The sequence below is a fragment of the Ottowia sp. genome (genome assembly GCF_035444425.1).
Taxonomy (GTDB): Bacteria; Pseudomonadota; Gammaproteobacteria; order Burkholderiales; family Burkholderiaceae_C; genus Ottowia.
Genome location: NZ_DAOMOQ010000009.1, coordinates 1 through 18841 on the forward strand (window position 1 = coordinate 1; position 18841 = coordinate 18841).

Sequence of the window (18841 nt, forward strand, 5' to 3'; positions counted from 1 at the left end):
GACCAACGCCGGACACTGCGCCATGCCCAAATAGGGCACGCCGGGAAAAGAGGCGAATCGGGCGCGCCTGGGGGCAAGCCCTTGTCCGACGCGGATGCAGACCCGATCGGGGCACAATTCGGGGCGATTCGTCACGACCGATGGGAGTCTTCGGGCATGAAATTCCGCCACACCCTTGTCGCCGCGCTGAGTGCCGCCGCGCTGGCGGCCGGCTGCGCCAGCACCACCAGCGGCAGCGTCGCCTCCGGCGGGCAGGCGCGCTCGCAACTGCTGCTGGTGTCGTCCGAGCAGGTGATGCAGCAGTCGCTGCAGTACTACGCGCAGCAGAACAACGAGGCGCGCTCGGAAGGCACGCTGATCACCAGCGGGCCGGAGTGGGGCCGCGTCAACGCCGTCATGCAGCGCCTGGTGCCGCAGGTGGCGGCGTTCCGGCCCGACGCCGCGCGCTGGCCCTGGCAGCTGGTCTTGATCAACGAGGATGCCGTCAACGCCCACGTGATGGCGGGCGGCAAGATCACCTTCTACACCGGCCTGCTGCGCAAGCTGCGCCTGACCGATGACGAGATCGCCGCCGTCATGGGCCACGAGATGGCGCATGCGCTGCGCGAGCACACGCGCGAGAAGATCTCGCAGACGGCGGCCGGCGACATGGCGGTCGCCATCGGCGGCGCGCTGCTCGGCCTGGGCGAGGGCGTGACGCAGCTGGCCGGCCTGGGCAAGCAGCTGGCCATGGACCTGCCGTTCTCGCGCCACATGGAAAGCGAGGCCGACCTGTACGGCCTGGAGCTGGCGGCGCGCGCCGGCTACGACCCGCGCGCGGCGATCACGCTGTGGCAGAAGATGTCGCAGCTCGGCAGCGGCGGCGGGCCGAACTTCCTGTCGACCCACCCGGCGCCGGGCAACCGCATGGCTTCGCTGCAGGCGGCGATGCCGAAGGTGATGCCGCTGTACGAACAGGCGCGGGCGCGGCGCTGAGGGCACGGCGTCAGTCGGCCCCCAAGCCGAGCGGACTCGGCTGGCGCTTCTCGACCGCGTAACGCAGCAGCGCGGCGCCGCGGAAGATGCCGTGGGCGAATTTGCCGTAGGGCATGGTGGCGAACAGCGCCATCACGGCGCCCAGGTGCAGGCACAGCAGCCAGCCCATGGCGGCCGTGCCGCGCGCCCACCACAGCAGCAGGCCGCTGGCGCTGATCAGCAGCAGCAGGGCGATGAAGCCGCGGTCCAGCGGGCGCTGGGTGGTGTCGCCCTGCATCGGGTCGCGCCGCAGGTTCAGGCGCCACAGGCCCACGGTGCCGATCACCATGCTGACACCGCCGACCGCGCCCAGCAGCTTGGGAATCGAGGGCAGGTCGTACGGCGCCACCCAGCCGAACACGTAGTGGTAGACCGTCGCCAGGCTGGTGGCGGCAAAGCACAGCCCGAAGCCGTAGAAGGTGAGGTGGTGCATGCGCCGGCGGCGCAGGGTGTAGGCGTCGTCCTCGTCGTGGCAGCCTTCGCCGTGGCCGCCGTCCAGGTACTTCAGGCGCAGCACGTCGTGCGCGGCTTCGGCCGTGGCGGCGCTGCCGGCGCTCGCGCCGCTGGTGGCTGGTTTCAGCTCGCGCAGGAAGCGGCGCACGCCCAGCGTCAGCGCCAGCAGCGCGAACAGGAAGATCGGCGCGAACAGGCCGACCATCAGCTTGTGCGGAAAGATGTCGTAGAAGTCGCCGCCCTGCGCCGCGCCCCAGATCGAGCCCTTGCGGGCCGCCGCCAGCGCCAGGAACAGCGCCAGCCCGAGCGCCAGCGCCAGCGACAGCGTGAGCCCGGCGCGCTGGTAGAGCCGGCCCAGCGCCGGCGGCCAGGCGTAGTCGGCGTAGGTCTGTCCGCGCAGCGTCGCCATGGCCTGCGGCACGTTGACCTTGAACTCGTGCGGCGGCGCGTACTGGCAGGCGTGCAGGCAGGCGCCGCAGTTGTGGCACAGGTTGGCCAGGTAGTGCACGTCGGCGCGGGTGAAGTCGAGCCGGCGCGTCATGGCCGGGAACACGGCGCAGAAGCCCTCGCAGTAGCGGCAGGCGTTGCAGATCGCCATCTGCCGCGCGACCTCGGCTTCGGAGGCGGTCAGCGCCGGCAGGGCGCCGGCCAGCGTGCGCGCCTCGCGCGTCAGCGATTCAAGCGAGTCCATGCACGACTTCCTGGTTCATGGCGGCGCGCGCTGCGTTGGCGCCGGCGATGCGGCCGAAGGCGGTGCCGATCGACATGCCGACCCCCGCCGTGTAGCCCTTGCCCAGCACGTTGCCGGCCATCATCTCGCCGGCCACGAACAGGTTGTCGCTGGGCCGGTCGCCGAAGCGCACTGCCGCGGTGTCGTCGGTGCGCAGGCCGAGGTAGGTGAAGGTGATGCCGGGCCGCACCGCGTAGGCGTAGAACGGCGCGGTGTCGATCGGGCGCGCCCAGTGCGTCTTGGCGGGGCTGATGCCCTGGGTGAGGCAGTCGTCCAGCGTGGTGTGGTCGAAGTGGCCGGGCACGCAGGCGGCGTTGTAGTCGCCGAGCGTGCGCACGAAGGTCGCCTCATCGAGCTGCAGCTTGCGCGCCAGCTCGGGCAGCGAATCGGCCGCCACGCCCGGGAACACCGGCGGCATGAAGCGGCCGATGGACTTGGCGTCGATGACCGACCAGGCGATCTGGCCCGGCTGCTGCGCCACCAGGCGGCCCCAGATGGCGTAGCGCTTGGGCCAGAAGTCCTCGCCCTCGTCGTAGAAGCGCTCGGCCTCGCGGTTGACCACCACACCCAGGCTGACGCAGTCGATGCGGGTGCAGATGCCGCCGTCGTACAGCGGCGCGCGCGCATCGATTGCCACCATGTGCGCCTGCGTCGGGTCGCCGATGCGGTCGGCGCCGTGGTCATCCAGCAGGTGCTTGAGCAGCACGCCCTGGTTGAAGCGGGTGCCGCGGATCAGGAAGTTGTCGGCCGGCCATTCGCCGCGCTCGTTGCGGCCCCAGGCCTGGCGCAGCCAGTCGCGGTTGGATTCGAAGCCGCCGGCAGCCAGCACGCAGGTGCGGGCCTCGATGCGCTCGCTGCCGTGCTTCGTCTTGACGTGCGCGGCGACGAAGCGGCCGCCCTCGATCTCGATGCGATCGACCGGCGCCTCGTAGCGGACCTGCACACCCAGCTTCGCGGCGCTGCGGTAGTAGGCGTTGACCAGCGCCTTGCCGCCGCCCATGAAGAAGGCGTTGGTGCGCGCCACGTGCAGCGTGCCCGCCAGCGCGGGCTGGAAGTGCACGCCGTGGCGGCGCATCCAGGGACGGCAGTTGCTGGAGGCGCGGATCACCATCCGCGCCAGGTGCTCGTTGGTCTGGCCGCCGGTCACCTTGAGCAGGTCCTGCCAGTACTCTTCCTCGGGATAGGCGTCGACCAGCACGTCCTGCGGCGCGTCGTGCATGCAGCGCAGGTTGCGCGTGTGGCCGGAGTTGCCGCCGCGCCATTCGCGCGGCGCGGCTTCCAGCAGCAGCACGCTGGCGCCGGCTTCGCGCGCCATCAGCGCGGCGCACAGGGCGGCGTTGCCACCGCCGATGACCAGCACATCGACCACATTGCCTCCAGGTTGTCGCTTGAGCGAAGCGACTGTAGGAGCCGGCTGCCGCAGCGGCAAGACGGCCCTGGACAACGGGTGTTCAGTTCTTGTGAAGGCTGGTGCCGGGCCAGCGACCGCTCGTCACCAGCGTGCGCGCCACGTCGGCCAGCACCACGCGCGCGGCCAGCGCGGCGGGCGACAGCTCGTCCTCCGACAGGCTGGCCAGCAGGTTGCGCCGGCTGGTGTGGGCGTCGGTCAGCAGCACGCTGCGCACGGCGCCGGGCTCGAGCCGCCCGGTGGCGGCGCTGGGCTGGATGGTGGCGCCGTGGCCGGCGCGCACGGCGGCCATCAGCAGCGACAGCCCATCGACCTCGGCCAGCACCGTGGGCGCCAGGCGCAGGCGTGCGAACGCGGTGTCGATGAGCGCGCGCAGCCCGTGGCTGCCGGACGGCAGGATCAACGGCAGGCGCGTCAGCTCCGCCAGCCGCACCTGCGGACCCGGCGGCATGCCAGGCAGGCCGGGCGCGCCGATGACGTAGAGCTGTTCGTCGAGCAGCGGCGTAACGCTCCAGCGCCGGCCGGCGTCGGCGCGGAACAGGATCGCCAGGTCAAGCTGGCGCGCGTTGAGCATGGTGGTCAGGTGGCCCGACAGCGCCTCGACCAGGTGCAGGCGCACGGCGGGGTAGCGCTCGGCCATGGCCTGCATCAGCGGCACGCCCAGCACCGAGGCCGTGGTCGACGCCAGGCCGATGCTGACGTGGCCCGACAGGCGCGCGGTCTGCGCGGCGCGCACGGCGTCGTCGGCGTGGCGCAGGGTGAGCTGCGCCTGCTGCAGGAACGCCAGGCCGGCGTCGGTCGGCACCACGCCGGTGCTCTGGCGCTGCAGCAAGCGCGTCGAGAGTTCGCCTTCCAGCCGGCTGATCTGCTGGCTCAGCGCCGACGTCGCCAGCCCGAGTTCGAGCGCGGCGCGGCCCATGCTGCCGGCCTCGCAGACCTTGACGAAGTAGCGCAGCTGGCGCAGTTCCATGGGCGGACGTTCGTTCGGCGATCGGCCGACCGCCGCATCATGCCCGATCGCGCAGCGCCGCCCGGCGCGCGAAGCGCACCACCGTCACGCCGGCGCGCGCCTGCCGCATCGAGGGCATGACCAGCACGCAGTCGTCGTACGGCGTCGTCACCGCCTCGCCCTGGCCGGGACCGTCGTGGTGGCCGATCACCGTGCCGGCGTGCGCGAACACCTCGAGCCCGGTGAACGGCCCGGTGAAGGCGAAGCGTTCGCTGCGCGCGACGGCCGCGCCGTCCACCGTGAGCGCCCACTGGTGCGGCGCGTCCGGCAGGCGCCAGCCGGGCAGCGCGGCGGCGAGCTGGTCGGCGTCCAGCGTGCCGGCCTGTTCGAGAAAGCGCAGGCATATGTCCTGCGCCACGGCGCGGCTGGACGGGTCGCCATGGAAGCCGCATTCGATCAGCAGCGAGCGCGAATCCCCGGCCTCCCCGTCGGGCCGGCCGAAACGGCCGAAGTCGCGCATGCGCACGCCGTCCTGGTGGCCGGCGTCGATGACGATGTGCTCTGGCGCGCGCAGGCGGCGCGCCAGCTCGAGGTTGCGCGGCTGCACGCCGGTCAGCAGCAGTGGCGCCGACGGCTCGTGCATGGAATGCAGGTCGAGCAGCCAGTCGGCCTGCTCGACGAACGGCCGCAGCGCGGCGGCGCGGCGGCGCTCGAGTGTCTCGCCGCCCTGCATGCGCTCGGGCGACCACTGCCGGTTCAGGTCTTCCTCGACGAAGCGCGCCGTGTCGTGGTGCGCGGCGTCGAAGCGGTCGAACGCCGCCAGGTTGCAGAGCATCAATGTCAGGCTGCCGCGCTGCGGACGCAGGCCGGCTTCCAGCAGGCCCTTGAGCGCCCAGGCGCCGCACAGTTCGTTGCCGTGGATCAGCGCGCTGATCAGCACGTGGCGGCCGGGTTGACCGGAGTCGAAACGCCACACGCCCTCGACACCGGTGTTGCCGGCGCGCCAGGCGCCGATGTCCGGCAGCGGCAGATCGAACCGCAGGGCGGGTAGCTGGCTCATTGCTCGATCTTGGCGAACTGCACGATCTTGCGGTACTTCTCGACTTCGCCTTGCAGGAACGGGCCGATGTCGATGTTCGACGACGCCACGGTGGAACCGCTGGCTTCCATCTTCTGGCGGAACTCGGGCGACTTCAGCGCCTCGGCCAGGGCGCTCTTCAGCCGCGCGACCACGGCTTCCGGCAGTTTGGCCGGACCCAGCAGGGCGAACCAGGTGCCGATTTCCATGCCCTTGAGCGCCGGGTGCTCGCCCAGCGCCGGGATATCGGGGGTCATCGGCGAGCGCTTGACCTCGGTGGTGCCGAGCGCCACCACCTTGCCGCTCTTGATGTGCGGCAGCCCGCTGGAGAGCACGAAGACGCCGAACTCCAGGTTGTTGCCGATCAGGTCGGTGGTCAGCGGCGCCACGCCGCGGTAGGGGATGTGGGTCATGAACAGGCCGGCGCGCTGCTTGACCATCTCGCCGGCCAGGTGCAGGCCGGTGCCGACGCCCGAACTGCCGTAGCTGTACTTGCCCGGCGCGGCCTTGACCTTGGCGATGAACTCATCGAGGTTCTTCACGCCGGCCGAGGGCGAGGCCACCAGCACCATCGGCTGCGAGGCCACCATGCCGATCGGCGTGAAGTCCTTCAGCTCGTACCTGGTGGTCTTGGTGACCAGCCGGCTGATCGCCACCTCGTTGTTGGCGCCGACCAGCAGGGTGTAGCCGTCGGGCGCCGCATTCGCGACCTTCTGCGCGCCGATGGCGCCGCCGGCGCCGCCCACGTTCTCGATCACCACCGGTACGCCGAGCTGCTTGGCCAGGGCTTCGCCCAGGGTGCGGCCGGTGAGGTCGGTGCTGCCGCCGGCCGGGTAGCCGACCACCAGGGTGACCGGCTTGCTCGGGTAGGCGGGCGCCTGCGCCAGGGCGGCGGTGCCGGCCAGCGCCAGCGCGGCGCACAGGGTGGTGGCGAGTCGGACGGTGCGAGGCAGTGTCATGGCGTGCTCCTTGGATGTGTCAGCGCATTGTGGGCTGTCACAGGTGTTTCTTGGTGCCAAGATGGCACCAGCCCGTGCCGATGTGGCGATCGTGACCGCGCCGGTCAACGCGCCGAGAAGGCCTGCCAGACCGATTCCGCGAGTTCGCCCAGCCGCTGCTTGGGGCGGTACAGGCGGATCTCGAAATCCACCGCCAGCGCGCCCTCGCCCACCACCTGCATGCGGCCGGCCCGGCAGTCCTCGCGCACCATGGATTCCGGCAGCCAGGCCACGCCCAGGCCGCGCAGCACGTACTCGTGCATGGCGTCGGCCGAGTCGCATTCGACGCGGCGCGCCAGCCGCGGCGCCTGCGGGTGGTGGGCGAAATGGTCGGCCACCAGCCGCCCCAGCGCCAGCGTGGATGCGTAGGCCAGATAAGGCGTCGGTGCGCTGCCGCCCAGGCCATGCTGCGCGTGGCCGCGCGCATCGGCGCGCGAGACCGGCAGCAGGCGGTCGCTGGCCAGGGTGAGGTGGCTGAACTGGCGCCCGTCCAGCCGCAGCGCCAGCGCCGGGTGGTGGTAGGCCAGCGTGAAATCGACTTCGCGCTGCTCCAGCATCTGCGCCGTGTCGGCCAGCGAGCGCGTTATCACGCGCAGCTCGGCGTCGCGCAGCAGCGGCTGCAGCCGCACCAGCCAGTCGGCCACCAGGGTGCGCGCCAGTGTGCGACCGGTGGCCAGGCTGACGCTGCGCGCCTGGCGTCCGGCCACATCCTGCAGCTCCTCGCGCACGCCGTGCAGGCCGCGCAGGGTCTGCTGCGCGGTTTCCAGCAACGACTCGCCGGCGGGCGTCAGCGCCAGCGGCCCCCGCCCGTCATGCAGCAGCGGCGTGCCCGCCCAGGACTCGAGCGCGCGGATGCGCCGACCGAAGGCCGGGTGGGTGACGTGGCGCAGCTCGGCCGCGCGGGTGTAGCTGCGGGTCTGCGCCAGCGCGACGAAGTCCTCCAGCCACTTGAGCTGCATGGACCGATGGCGCTCAGCCGCGCGCGGCGTTCAGTGCGTCGCGCGTCGCCAGCGCCGCCGCGCGCGCGGCGGCGGCGAAGTCGGTGCCTCCGCTGGCGTACAGGATGGCGCGCGAGCTGTTGACGATGATCGGGCCGCTGCTGGCCCCCTGCGCATCGCCGCGCCAGCCGGCACGCACCGTGGCCGCGGCATCGCCGCCCTGCGCGCCGACACCGGGAATCAGCAGCGGCAGCGTCGGCGCCAGTTCGCGCACGCGCTCGATCTCCTGCGGGTAGGTGGCGCCGACCACCAGGCCGAGCTGGCCGTTCAGGTTCCACGGGCCCTGGGCCAGGCGCGCGACGTGTTCGTACAGCAGCGGCTGGCCGTCGATGCTGGCCAGGCGCTGGTTCTGCAAGTCGTCGCCGCCGGGGTTGGAGGTGCGGCACAGCAGGAAGGCGCCCTTGCCGGGGTACTTCAGGTAGGGTTCGACCGAATCGAAACCCATGAAGGGCGACAGCGTCACGGCGTCGGCGCCGTAGCGCTCGAAGGCTTCCCTGGCGTACTGCTCGGCGGTGCTGCCGATGTCGCCGCGCTTGGCGTCGAGGATGATCGGCACCCGGGGGGCGATCTCGCGCATGCGGGCGATCAGGCGCTCGAGCTGCGGCTCGGCGCGGTGTGCGGCGAAGTAGGCGATCTGGGGCTTGAAGGCGATCACCAGGTCGGCCGTGGCCTCGACGATGCGAACGCAGAAATCGTGGATGCCCTCGGCGTCGCGGGTGATGCCGGCCGGAAAGCGGCTCGGTTCCGGGTCCAGGCCGACGCACAGCATCGAGCGGTTGGATGATTCCGCTTCGCCAAGCTGGTCAATGAAGTTCATGACGGCACATTCTAGGGCGCGAGTCCTAGAATTCGCGTTTGCCTTTTTTCTCCTCGACGCGAGTCGCGCATGACCAAACCTTCCCGCAAACCGAATATTCCCAACTTCTCGTCCGGCCCCTGTGCCAAGCGGCCGGGCTATGACGTGGCCGCCCTCGACCAGTCGGGCCTCGGCCGTTCGCACCGCTCGGCGCTGGGCAAGAAGCTGCTCGGCTTGGCCTGCACCGAGTCGGCGCGCCTGCTCGGCCTGCCGGAGGGCTACCGCATCGGCATCGTGCCGGCCTCCGATACCGGCGCGATGGAAATGGCGATGTGGTCGCTGCTGGGCGCGCGCGGCGTCGACATGGTGGCCTGGGAATCCTTCGGCGCCGGCTGGGTGACCGACGTGGTCAAGCAGCTCAAGCTGAAGGACGTGACGCGCCACGAAGCCGGCTACGGCGAACTGCCCGACCTGTCGAAGGTCAACTTCGACAACGACGTGGTGTTCACCTGGAACGGCACCACCAGCGGCGTGCGGGTGCCGGGCGGCGACTGGATTGCCGATGATCGCCAGGGCCTGGTGATCTGCGACGCCACGAGCGCCGTGTTCGCGATGGAGCTGCCCTGGCACAAGCTCGACGTCGTCACCTATTCGTGGCAGAAGGTGCTGGGTGGCGAAGGTGGCCATGGCATGCTGATCCTGAGTCCGCGCGCGGTCGAGCGACTCGAGAGCTACAGCCCGCCCTGGCCGTTGCCGAAGATCTTCCGCATGACCAGCGGCGGCAAGCTGAACGAGGCGCTGTTCAAGGGCGACACCATCAACACGCCGTCGATGCTGTGCGTGGCCGACTACCTCGACGCGCTGAAGTGGTGCGAGAGCGTGGGCGGCGTGAAGGGTACCGTGGCGCGCAGCCAGGCCAACCTGAAGGTGATCGAGGATTTCGTGGCGAAGACGCCCTGGATCTCGTTCCTGGCCAAGACGCCCGAGACGCGCTCCAACACCAGCGTCTGCCTGTCGGTCGACCTGCCGGCCGACCAGGTCAAGGCACTGGCCAAGCTGCTGGAGACCGAAGGCGTGGCCTACGACATCGGCTCGTACAAGGACGCGCCCCCCGGCATCCGCATCTGGTGCGGCGCCACGGTCGAGCAGGGCGACCTGGAAGCGCTGCTGCCCTGGCTGGAATGGGGCTACCAGCAAGTCAAGGGCTGACGCAGGCCATTTCCCTCTCCCGCCGGGAGAGGGCAGGCTGAAGGCCGACGGCGCCGCCACGGGTGAGCGCCGTCTCTTTCACGCCGACCCGCTTGCATGCTTGCTGGCGGGAGTCAACCGCAGGAAATACCACCGTGTTCAAGATCAAGACCTACAACGCCATTTCGTCCAAGGGCCTGGAGCGCTTCGGGCGCGACAAGTACCAAGTCGGTAAGGACATCGAGAGCCCCGACGCCTACCTGCTGCGCAGCCACAAGCTGCACGGCGAGCCGGTGCCCGATTCGCTGCTGGCGGTGGCGCGCGCCGGCGCCGGCGTCAACAACATCCCGATCGCCGACTACGGCAAGCGCGGCATCGTGGTCTTCAACACGCCCGGCGCCAACGCCAACGCGGTGAAGGAGCTGGTGCTGGCCGGCATGCTGCTGTCGGTGCGCGGCATCCTGCCGGGCATCGCCTACGCGCAGTCGCTGGCCGACATGGGCGATTCGGCCGCCATGCACGCGCTGCTGGAAAAGGAGAAGAGCCGCTTCGCCGGCGGCGAGCTGCGCGGCAAGACGCTCGGCATCGTCGGCCTCGGCGCCATCGGCTCGCTGGTGGCCGATATCGCGCTGGCCATGGGCATGAACGTGCTGGGCTTCGATCCGGCGCTGTCGATCGATGCCGCCTGGCGGCTTTCGAACGCGGTGCAGCGGATGGAGAACCTGCCGTCGCTGCTGGGCCGCTCGGACTACATCAGCCTGCACGTGCCGGCGCTGGACGCCACGCGCCACATGATCAACGCCGACACGCTGCAGCACGTGCGCGAGGGCGCGGTGCTGCTCAACTTCGCGCGCGAATCCATCGTCGACCCGGAGGCGGTGCAGCAGGCGCTGGACAGCGGCCGCCTGGGTCGCTACGTGTGCGACTTCCCCGAGCCCGGCCTGGTGACCCACCCCAGGGTCATCGCCATGCCGCACATCGGCGCCAGCACCGAGGAGTCGGAAGAAAACTGCGCCGTCATGGCGGCCGACCAGGTGATCGACTTCCTGGAGAACGGCCACATCAGCAACTCGGTCAACTACCCCGCCATCCGCATGGACCGCACGCCCGGTGCGACCCGCGTCACCTTCGCCAACGACAACGTCGCTGGCGTGCTCGGCCAGGTGCTGTCGGTGCTGGCCGACGCCAAGGTCAACGTGCTCGACATGAGCAACCGCAGCCGCGATGCGCTGGCCTACAACATCATCGACGTCGCCTCGGCGCCAGACAACGCGGTGATCGACGCGATCCGCGCGGTGAATGGCGTCATCAGCGTGCGGGTGGTGTGAATACGTGGCGTCGAACAAGGCAATGGCACGTGTTGTCCGGATGAACCGCCAACATCATTGACGTGAGTTCAGCGCCGTTGCGGCTGGAGGTCGACAACACCTTGCTGACGTGCTCGGCCGGCATTGTGCTGAGCCTTGGCGCGTCTGCGCTGCTGGCGGTCGTTCATGCCAATCTGGCACCGGTGCCGCGCGTGCTGTTCGTTGCCGCGCAGTTGTTGACCTTGGCCCTGATCGTCGGCCTCATCGCACTCTGGCTGCAGCGCAAGGTATTTGGAGCGCATCGCCTTGCGCTGGTACTCGGCATCGTGCCCTTGGTGGTGTTTGCTGGTCTGGCGGTCAGCATGATGCTGAGCGGTTTTGCGCGGCATGACGAGATCTACAGTTGGAATCTCTGGGCAATTCAGCATCTGCTGCGCGAACCCTACGACCGCAGTTACACGCAGGCCGCCTACCCGCAGTTGTATGCCTACTGGCTGGCGTCGATCTACGCGGCACAGGATGGTTTTCAAAGCCAGTTGCTGACGCGCTTCGCGTCCGCCGTGCCCACACTAGTGCTGGTCGGCGTGGCCGGCGCATTCTGGCCTCGACCGAATTCCCTGAAAGCGCGAACCACGGTGGCGGCCGGCCTGCTCACACTGTTGGTGTTGCTCAGCACGTTCCGGACGTTGAAGCTGAGCTACGCTGATCCGTTGATGGCAGCTGCGCTGCTCGCCTCCGCTGCCTTGCTGCTTGCCCATGCGGCGGCACCCGGGACGCAGCGTTATCTGGTCGCTGGTGTCGCTTGTGGTGTGATCGCCGCTTACGTCAAGCAGCCGGCGATTTTGTGGGCCTGCGGCATGTTGCCCTTGGCGGTGTTGATCGGGGTATGGCGCTGGTCCTGGCCCTGGCGCAGCCTGCTGATCGCGTCAGGTGGTGTACTTGCGGTGGGCGTGTGGTTGCTGGCGGCGTTTGCCGAGATGGTTGACAACCAGGGCGTGCTGCAGGCGGGCCTGGGTGAGCGCGGCCTGCTGGCCACGGTGCTGTCCTCCATCTTCAAGTACCTCGTCAAGCAGCCGCACTGGCTGCTCATCCTTGCCGCCAGTTGGTATTTCTCGCGCCGTGACCTTCGCTTGCACGGACTCTGGTGGCTGTGCATGTTGCCGTTGACCGGATTATGGTTCACGCTCGGGTCGTACGAGGTGCGGCATGGCCTGCATGTGCTGTGGCTGGGCAGCTTGATTCTGCTGGCGGCGCTTGGGTTGCGCCGTGATGCACAAGCCGGGGCCAACCCGGCGGATGTCTCGGCCATCAGATTGATCGGCAGGCCCGCGGCGCTGGCGATGGGTGCTTCACTCATTGCGCTCGTGTTCGGGCTCAGTTCGATATTGGCTGAGCGCAGGGGCATCGACCTCGGTGACGGGCAGAAACTGGCGTTCGTACGTCAGATGGGACCGCAGGCGGCGGACTTCTTCGACCAACGCCTCAGTGCGCAATCGCGCATCTGGACCACCAGCAACTACAGCTACGGCTTGTTCTACGGTCGTTTGCCAGTGGGTCGGCCGCTGGATCACGTGCCCAATCAACGGCCAGCCGACCTGATCAAGCAACTGCAGGATTTCGGCGCCGACTATGCCGTCAGCGCGGGCCGCTACGCTTACGGGCAGCAGTCCGCCTTGCTGCTCGGCTTGGCTGAACGATGTCCGCAGGCGTTGCGCAAGGCGCTCTCCTCGTCAGATGGTGAGTTCACGTTCTTCGCCGTCGACCAGCGTGCGCTGCAAAGTTGCCCCGCATGAGACGAGCTCCCGACGCAATCGATGCTGGCTTTTGGCCGGCAACAGGTTGAATCGAGAGCTTCGAAGTTCATCTGTTTCTCACAGCGCCCGGCACTGATCCGTCTTCAGCGCCGCGACGTTGCCGCCGCCGGTGGGCGCGGGCTGGTTGGCCTGGCACTCCAGGTTGCCGGCGGCGCGGTTGTTGTTCAGCGTCACGCCGCCCAGGTTCTGCTTGACCTGGATGTTCTGGCCGACCTGGTTGTTCTCGGCCAGCAGCGCGCCGCGGTTGGAGGTCAGCTGAATGTCGCCATCGATGCGCGCGCCCTGCAAGGTGGCGGACTGGCCCTGCTCGATCTGCACCGAGCCGCCGATCCAGCTGGCGCCGCTCAGCACGATATCGGCAGCGCCCTGCGACTGGATGTTGCCGTTCATGCGCACGTCACGGGCGTCCAGGAACGAGCCCTGGTTGACCTTGGCGCTGCCGATCAGCTGGGTGCCGCGCAGCGCGCACTGGAAGCCTGCCGGCACTTCGAGGTTGTCGATGCGCACGTTCAGCAGGGTGACGTTGCGGCACTGGTAGGTGCCGCCGGTGGGCATCGGGTCCACCGGCAACTGGCTGGCCGGCGGTGGCGTGGTGCCACCGGTGTCGCCGGTGGTCGGCCCCGGCGGGGTGCCGGGTGCGCCGGTGGCGGCGCCATCGTCATCGCCGCCGCAGGCCACCAGCAGCAGCGCGCAGCTCAATGCAATCAGTCCTTGTTCGATCCTCATGGGTCTCTCCTTGGCGTCAGTGAATAAGCGCATGGACCTTTCGATGTCCCGCCCATGAAAACGCCTGTGGCGACCAGCTATTCCCGCAGTGGTGCTTGCGGATGTAACAGCTTTTTCCATCAGTCGCGCGGCATCGCATTGCCTTGGTTCTCGCGCTGCGCTGAAGCGCAGGCTCGAGTGGGCGTCAGCGGCTGCGCGGTCGCCAGACCACGGCGGCACCATGCGCACGAACGCCGACGCGCGCCAGACTCAGCTGCACCCGCCCTCGAAGCGCGGCAGGCCCCAGCCGAACACCGGGTCGTGCCCCGGGGTGCCCAGGTCCAGCACCGGGCCGGCGCGGCCTTGCAGCAGTTCCTCGCGCACGATGGTGCGCTGCGCCAGCGATTGCGACACGAAGGCCAGCATGAACGGCACGGCGTACGAGGTGCCGCTGCGCTGGTGCCCCGCGCCGTCGGGGCGTGCGCTCCAGACGTCGACGCCGGGCAGCGCGAAGTCGATGTAGGCACCCTGGTTGGCGCGCCGGTAGATCTGCTGCCGGGCATCGAGGGCGGTCACGGCCAGCACGCGCTCGAAGGCCGCCGGGTAGGCCGGCGCCGCGTTGCGGCCGCCGTTGCCGGCGGCCGCGGCGATGACGATGCCTTTTCCTGCTGCCGCCTGCACCGCGGCGTTCAGCACCAGATTGCGCGGTCCGGCCAGGCTCATGCCGATGACCTGCGTGTGCTGCCCGGCCAGCCAGTCCAGGCTCTTGACCAGTGCGCTGGCGTCGGCCACCGGTGCGCCCTGCGGCGGCTGATGGAACGGTGCCGCCGCGAACAGGCGTGCGCGCGGCAGCAGGCCGGCGAAACCGCTGTCCGCGCGCCCGACCAGCAACGCCGCCACCGCCGTGCCGTGGTCCGCGGCTGCCGCGCGGCGCCCGGCGTCCTGGAACGCCTGGGCGCGCAACTGGCTGCCGGCCAGGGCCGGATGGCTGACCAGCACCGGTGTATCCACCATGCCGACGATCTGGCCGCGGCCGCAGGCGCCGGGATCGGCCGGCCAGCCGATCATGCCGGCCAGCCGGCCGGGCGTGCCACATGCCGGGCCTTCGCAGCGCGCGGCTGCCGCGGGATCGACCCGGGATTGCGCCAGCGTGTAGCGGTGCTGGTACTCGAACACGCCGGGGTCGGTGCGCACCAGCTGGGCCAGCGCGTTGCGCGCCGTGAGCCCGGCCGGCAGGCGCAGGCGCACCACGCGCAGTTCGAGTGCACCGGCGGCGATGGTCTCGAGCGCGGTCGCGCCCAGCGCGCTGGCGCGCTCCAGCGCGGCGGCGCTGGGATTCAGCGCCAGCAGTTCGTTCGGCACCAGGTCCGATGGTGCCGGCGGGGGCGCCGGAGCCCGGCGCTTGGGCGTGCGCCGCGCCGGGCGGGTGGCGGGGCGGCTGTGATCGCCCCAGGGGTAGGGGCCGGTGCTGGCGTCGCCGCCGTTGCCGCCTCCGCCGCCATCACCATCGCCGTCATCGGCCCAGGCCGTGGCCAGTCGCAGCGGTTGGCCGTCGGCGCCGTGCCAGGGCGCCAGCGCCGGCGCCAGCAACAGGGTCAGGGCCAGCAGCAGGCGCGCGGACAGGGTGGAAAGCGCGGCAGTGGACATGGAAGAGGCAAATGGAGGCCGGCCGATCCGGCGGATCACCGATGGGCATGGGTTAGCATGACCCGGCCCATCGACAACGTCGCAGGCCGGGTGTTCATTCCCAGCATGCCGCCATCGATGGAATAAGTCCATCTCCGCCCGCGTTGTCCCGTCAAGCAAGAGCGCGCATGCCACCGGTTTCCGATCCCCGTGCCGAACTGGTCAGCCTGCTGCCGCGCCTGCGCCGTTTCGCCCATGGCCTGACGGGTGACGGACATGCCGCCGACGACCTGGTGCAGTCGGCCTGCCTGAAGGCGATCGAGCGCTGGCATCAGTGGCAGCCGGGTACCAGCCTGGCGAGCTGGGTGTTCCGCATCATCCAGACCACCTGGCTGGACGAGCACCGGGCGCGCCAGCGGCGCCAGACCGACGCCGACACCGACGCGCTGGCCGACATGGCCGGCGAGGACGGTCGGCAGGTGCTGGAGGCGCGCAGCGACGCGCGCGCCGTGCGCCGCCTGATCGCCGCCTTGCCCGAGGAGCAGAAAGTGGTGCTGATGATGGTGACCGTGGATGGCATGTCGTACAAGGACGCGGCGGCGGCCCTCGACGTGCTCGTGGGCACCGTGATGAGCCGGCTGGCGCGCGCCCGCGCGCGGCTGGCCGACGGCCTGGGTGGGCGGGCGGGAGCGCGATCGTGAACTCCACGCCCATCGACGACGAGGTCCTGCTGGCCTACCTGGATGCGCAGTTCGACGACGAGGCGCGCTATGCCGAGCTCGAGCAGGCGCTGGATGCGCAGCCCGCCCTGCGTGCGCGCCTGCAGGCGCTGGTCGACAGCGGCGAGCAGGCGCGCCGCGCCTTCGATGCCACGCTGGAGGCGCCGGTGCCATCGGCGCTGATCGCCGCCATCCTGCAGGCGCCGCTGCCGGCGCCGATGCGCGCCGCTGCGCCGGCCGCGCCCGCATCAACTCGCTGTCCCGAGGCTGCCGCACCCGGTCCGGGCGAACGTCTGCGTGGCTGGCTGGGTCTGGGCCGGCCGGGTTTCGGCGCTGCGACCGCGTTCGCCAGCCTGGCGCTGGTCGCGCTGGGCGGCCTGATCGGCTACCAGCTGCACGCGCCGGGCCCCGGCGCCGTGCCGCTGGCCAGCGCCGGCGAACTGCTGCGCCAGCCGGCACTGATGGTGGCGCTGGAAACCGCGCCCAGCGGCCGTCGCCTGCGTGCTGGCGACGACCAGATCGAGCTGGTCGCCAGCTTTGCCGGTGCTGGCGGGCGGGTCTGCCGCGAGTTCAGTGCGAGCCATCCGGCGCCCATCGGGCAGGACGAGGTCGGCATCGCCTGCCGTGAGGCCGACGGCCAGTGGCGCGTGGCCTTCGTGCAGCGGGCGCAGCAGCAGGCCGATGCCTACCAGACCGCGGGCGACGCCCTGCATGAGGCGGTGGATGCCTACGTCAGCCGGCACCTGCCCGGCGGTGCACTGAGCCCCGAGCAGGAGCAGGCGCTGCTGCTGCGCGGCTGGTCAGACAGTCCGGCGCAATAGAGTTCTGCTTGCCACGCTTGCGGCACCGTTCAAGCCAGCAGCCGCTGCATTGCGTCGCGGTACTTGGCGGCGGTCTGGGCGATGACGGCGTCGGGCAGCCGGGGTGCCGGCGCCTTCTTGCCCCAGGGCAGGCCATCGACCTGTGCCTGCTCCAGCCAGTCGCGCAGGAACTGCTTGTCGAAGCTGGGCGGATTGCTGCCCTCCCGGTAGCTGTCGGCCGGCCAGTAGCGTGACGAGTCGGGCGTCAGCACCTCGTCCATCAGCACCAGGTTGCCGGCGTCGTCCTGGCCGAACTCGAACTTGGTGTCGGCGATGATGATGCCCTTGGCCAGTGCGATGGCGGCGGCGCGCTCGTAGAGCCGGATGCTGATGTCGCGGATCTGCGCCGCCAGTTCGGGGCCGATCATCTCCACCGTGCGCTCGAAGCTGATGTTCTCGTCGTGCTCGCCCGCCGCCGCCTTGGCGGCGGGCGTGTAGATGGTGCGGGGCAGCTTGCTGGCGTTCCTCAGCCCTGCGGGCAGCGGCACGCCGCAGACGCTGCGGCTGTCCTGGTACTCCTTCCAGCCGCTGCCGGCGAGGTAGCCGCGCACCACGGCCTCGACGGGAATGGGCTTGAGGCGCCTGACCAGCATGCTGCGCCCCCGGACCTGCGCCACCTCGTCCGCGGCGACCACGCTCTCGGGCGCCTCGCCGGTCAGGTGGTTGGGCACGATGTCCTTGAGCTGCTCGAACCACCACAGCGCCATCCGCGTCAGCAGCTCGCCCTTGCCCGGGATCGGCTCGCCCATGATGACGTCGAAGGCGCTGATGCGGTCAGAGGCCACCATCAGGATACGGTCGTCGCCGACGGCGTAGTTGTCGCGCACCTTGCCGCGCGCCAGCAGGGGCAGGCTGTGGAGCTGGCTGGTGTGCAGGGCGGTGGCCTGGCTCATGGCGGTTCGTCCTCGTTCGGGCTGCTGCATCAAAAAAGCTGCCGGCGCCTGTCTGGCAGGCGCTGGCAGCCGTGCGAATCATCGGGATCCGGTGGCCGGGCGTCAGATCACCTGCTGTGCCAGCTCACCCTTGGCGTACTTCTCCGCCATCACCGACAGCGGCACGCCCTTGATCTTGGTGCCCTGGCCTTCGCAGCCGAACTCGAGGTAGCGCTGCTTGCAGATCGCCTGCGCGGCGGCGCGCGCCGGCTTCATCCACTCGCGCATGTCGAACTTGTCCGGGTTCTCGGCCTGGAACTTGCGCACCGCGCCGGTCATCGCCAGCCGGATGTCGGTGTCGATGTTGATCTTGCGCACGCCGTGCTTGATGGCTTCCTGGATTTCCTTCACCGGCACGCCGTAGGTCTCCTTCATCTTGCCGCCGTACTGGTTGATGATGGCCAGCAGGTCCTGCGGCACGCTGGACGAGCCGTGCATGACGAGGTGCGTGTTGGGGATGCGGGCGTGGATCTCCTTCACGCGGCTGATCGCCAGCACGTCGCCGGTGGGTGGGCGGGTGAACTTGTAGGCGCCGTGGCTGGTGCCGATGGCGATCGCCAGTGCGTCGAGCTGGGTGGCCTTGACGAACTGCGCGGCTTCCTCGGGATCGGTCAGCAGCTGGTCGTGGCTCAGCTTGCCGGCGGCGCCGACACCGTCTTCCTCGCCAGCCTCGCCGGTTTCCAGGCTGCCCAGACAGCCCAGTTCGCCCTCGACGGTGGCGCCGAGCTTGTGCGCCATGGCGACCACCTGCCTGGTGACGTCGACGTTGTAGTCGAAGTCGGCCGGGGTCTTGCCGTCTTCCTTCAACGAGCCGTCCATCATGACGGAGCCGAAGCCCAAATCGAGCGCGCCCTTGCAGATCGCCGGGCTGGTGCCGTGGTCCTGGTGCATCACCATCGGGATGTGCGGGTAGGCCTCGGAGGCGGCCTGGATCAGGTACTTGATGAAGTGCTCGCCGGCGTACTTGCGCGCGCCGGCGCTGGCCTGCAGGATGACCGGGGCGCCGACCTCGTCGGCGGCGGCCATCACGGCCTGCACCTGTTCCAGGTTGTTGACGTTGAAGGCGGGGATGCCGTAGCCGTTGTCGGCGGCATGGTCCAGCAGTTCGCGCATGGAAACGAGTGGCATGGCAAGGATCTCCAAGAGTCAAAGAAAGCGGCGCGATGCGCGCTGCGCGCTGCGCGGCAGCGGCAAGGGATCCGTTCGATTCTACCGAGGGCCCCACGCTGCGGGCGCGGCGCGGCAGCCGGGGCGTCGAGCGGGTAC

The 18841-nt window shown here is 70.0% G+C and carries 17 protein-coding genes; 6 read left to right on the plus strand and 11 right to left on the minus strand.

The window, feature by feature from the left end:
* Window positions 1-156: 156 nt before the first annotated feature.
* Entirely contained in the window at window positions 157-975 is an 819-nt protein-coding gene (locus PK606_RS05340; RefSeq protein ID WP_324561466.1) for a M48 family metallopeptidase, read from the plus strand.
* Window positions 976-985: 10 nt separating this feature from the next.
* Here PK606_RS05340 and tcuB read toward each other — a convergent pair whose 3' ends face one another.
* From tcuB to pyrF, 7 genes are all read right to left on the minus strand, one after another.
* Entirely contained in the window at window positions 986-2158 is a 1173-nt protein-coding gene (tcuB, locus tag PK606_RS05345; RefSeq protein WP_324561468.1) for a tricarballylate utilization 4Fe-4S protein TcuB, read from the minus strand.
* Window positions 2145-3566, minus strand: coding sequence for an FAD-dependent tricarballylate dehydrogenase TcuA (gene tcuA, locus PK606_RS05350; protein WP_324561470.1), 1422 nt, complete (start codon window positions 3564-3566; stop codon window positions 2145-2147). The genes tcuB and tcuA overlap by 14 nt, the downstream gene beginning before the upstream one ends.
* A gap of 82 nt (window positions 3567-3648) precedes the next feature.
* Window positions 3649-4575 (minus strand): LysR family transcriptional regulator, encoded by a 927-nt coding sequence (locus PK606_RS05355; protein WP_324561472.1) that lies wholly within the window; start codon window positions 4573-4575, stop codon window positions 3649-3651.
* Window positions 4576-4612: 37 nt separating this feature from the next.
* Window positions 4613-5614, minus strand: a complete 1002-nt coding sequence (locus PK606_RS05360) for a M14 family metallopeptidase (RefSeq protein ID WP_324561474.1) — start codon at window positions 5612-5614, stop codon at window positions 4613-4615.
* A complete protein-coding gene (locus PK606_RS05365) occupies window positions 5611-6591 on the minus strand; it encodes a Bug family tripartite tricarboxylate transporter substrate binding protein (protein WP_324561476.1) in 981 nt (326 codons plus the stop codon). The genes PK606_RS05360 and PK606_RS05365 overlap by 4 nt, the downstream gene beginning before the upstream one ends.
* Window positions 6592-6695: 104 nt before the next feature.
* Complete coding sequence (locus PK606_RS05370; protein ID WP_324561478.1) at window positions 6696-7589, minus strand: LysR family transcriptional regulator; 894 nt, start codon at window positions 7587-7589, stop codon at window positions 6696-6698.
* Window positions 7590-7602: 13 nt separating this feature from the next.
* Window positions 7603-8445, minus strand: a complete 843-nt coding sequence (gene pyrF / locus PK606_RS05375) for an orotidine-5'-phosphate decarboxylase (protein WP_324561479.1) — start codon at window positions 8443-8445, stop codon at window positions 7603-7605.
* A gap of 69 nt (window positions 8446-8514) precedes the next feature.
* On the opposite strand from pyrF, the gene PK606_RS05380 reads away from it, so the two are divergent.
* The 3 genes from PK606_RS05380 to PK606_RS05390 all read left to right on the plus strand — a co-directional run bounded on the left by PK606_RS05380 (window position 8515) and on the right by PK606_RS05390 (window position 12712).
* A complete protein-coding gene (locus tag PK606_RS05380; protein WP_324561481.1) occupies window positions 8515-9633 on the plus strand; it encodes a phosphoserine transaminase in 1119 nt (372 codons plus the stop codon).
* A gap of 134 nt (window positions 9634-9767) precedes the next feature.
* Window positions 9768-10940, plus strand: coding sequence for a 3-phosphoglycerate dehydrogenase family protein (locus tag PK606_RS05385; RefSeq protein WP_324561483.1), 1173 nt, complete (start codon window positions 9768-9770; stop codon window positions 10938-10940).
* A gap of 62 nt (window positions 10941-11002) precedes the next feature.
* Window positions 11003-12712 (plus strand): hypothetical protein, encoded by a 1710-nt coding sequence (locus PK606_RS05390; protein WP_324561485.1) that lies wholly within the window; start codon window positions 11003-11005, stop codon window positions 12710-12712.
* Window positions 12713-12790: 78 nt separating this feature from the next.
* Here PK606_RS05390 and PK606_RS05395 read toward each other — a convergent pair whose 3' ends face one another.
* Window positions 12791-13459 (minus strand): DUF4097 family beta strand repeat-containing protein, encoded by a 669-nt coding sequence (locus PK606_RS05395; protein WP_324561487.1) that lies wholly within the window; start codon window positions 13457-13459, stop codon window positions 12791-12793.
* Window positions 13460-13708: 249 nt separating this feature from the next.
* Entirely contained in the window at window positions 13709-15085 is a 1377-nt protein-coding gene (locus tag PK606_RS05400) for a S8 family serine peptidase (protein WP_324561489.1), read from the minus strand.
* 167 nt (window positions 15086-15252) lie between these two features.
* Here PK606_RS05400 and PK606_RS05405 point away from each other — a divergent pair, with 167 nt between their 5' ends.
* Window positions 15253-15765, plus strand: coding sequence for an RNA polymerase sigma factor (locus PK606_RS05405; protein ID WP_324561491.1), 513 nt, complete (start codon window positions 15253-15255; stop codon window positions 15763-15765).
* The gene (locus PK606_RS05410) at window positions 15762-16604 is read left to right on the plus strand and encodes an RT0821/Lpp0805 family surface protein (RefSeq protein WP_324561493.1); all 843 of its coding nucleotides are present in this window, start codon (window positions 15762-15764) and stop codon (window positions 16602-16604) included. The genes PK606_RS05405 and PK606_RS05410 overlap by 4 nt, the downstream gene beginning before the upstream one ends.
* Before the next feature lie 29 nt (window positions 16605-16633).
* Here the strand turns inward: PK606_RS05410 and PK606_RS05415 are convergent, their stop codons facing one another.
* A complete protein-coding gene (locus PK606_RS05415) occupies window positions 16634-17536 on the minus strand; it encodes a phosphoribosylaminoimidazolesuccinocarboxamide synthase (RefSeq protein ID WP_324561495.1) in 903 nt (300 codons plus the stop codon).
* A gap of 102 nt (window positions 17537-17638) precedes the next feature.
* Window positions 17639-18703, minus strand: coding sequence for a class II fructose-bisphosphate aldolase (fba, locus tag PK606_RS05420; protein ID WP_324561497.1), 1065 nt, complete (start codon window positions 18701-18703; stop codon window positions 17639-17641).
* Window positions 18704-18841: the final 138 nt, after the last annotated feature.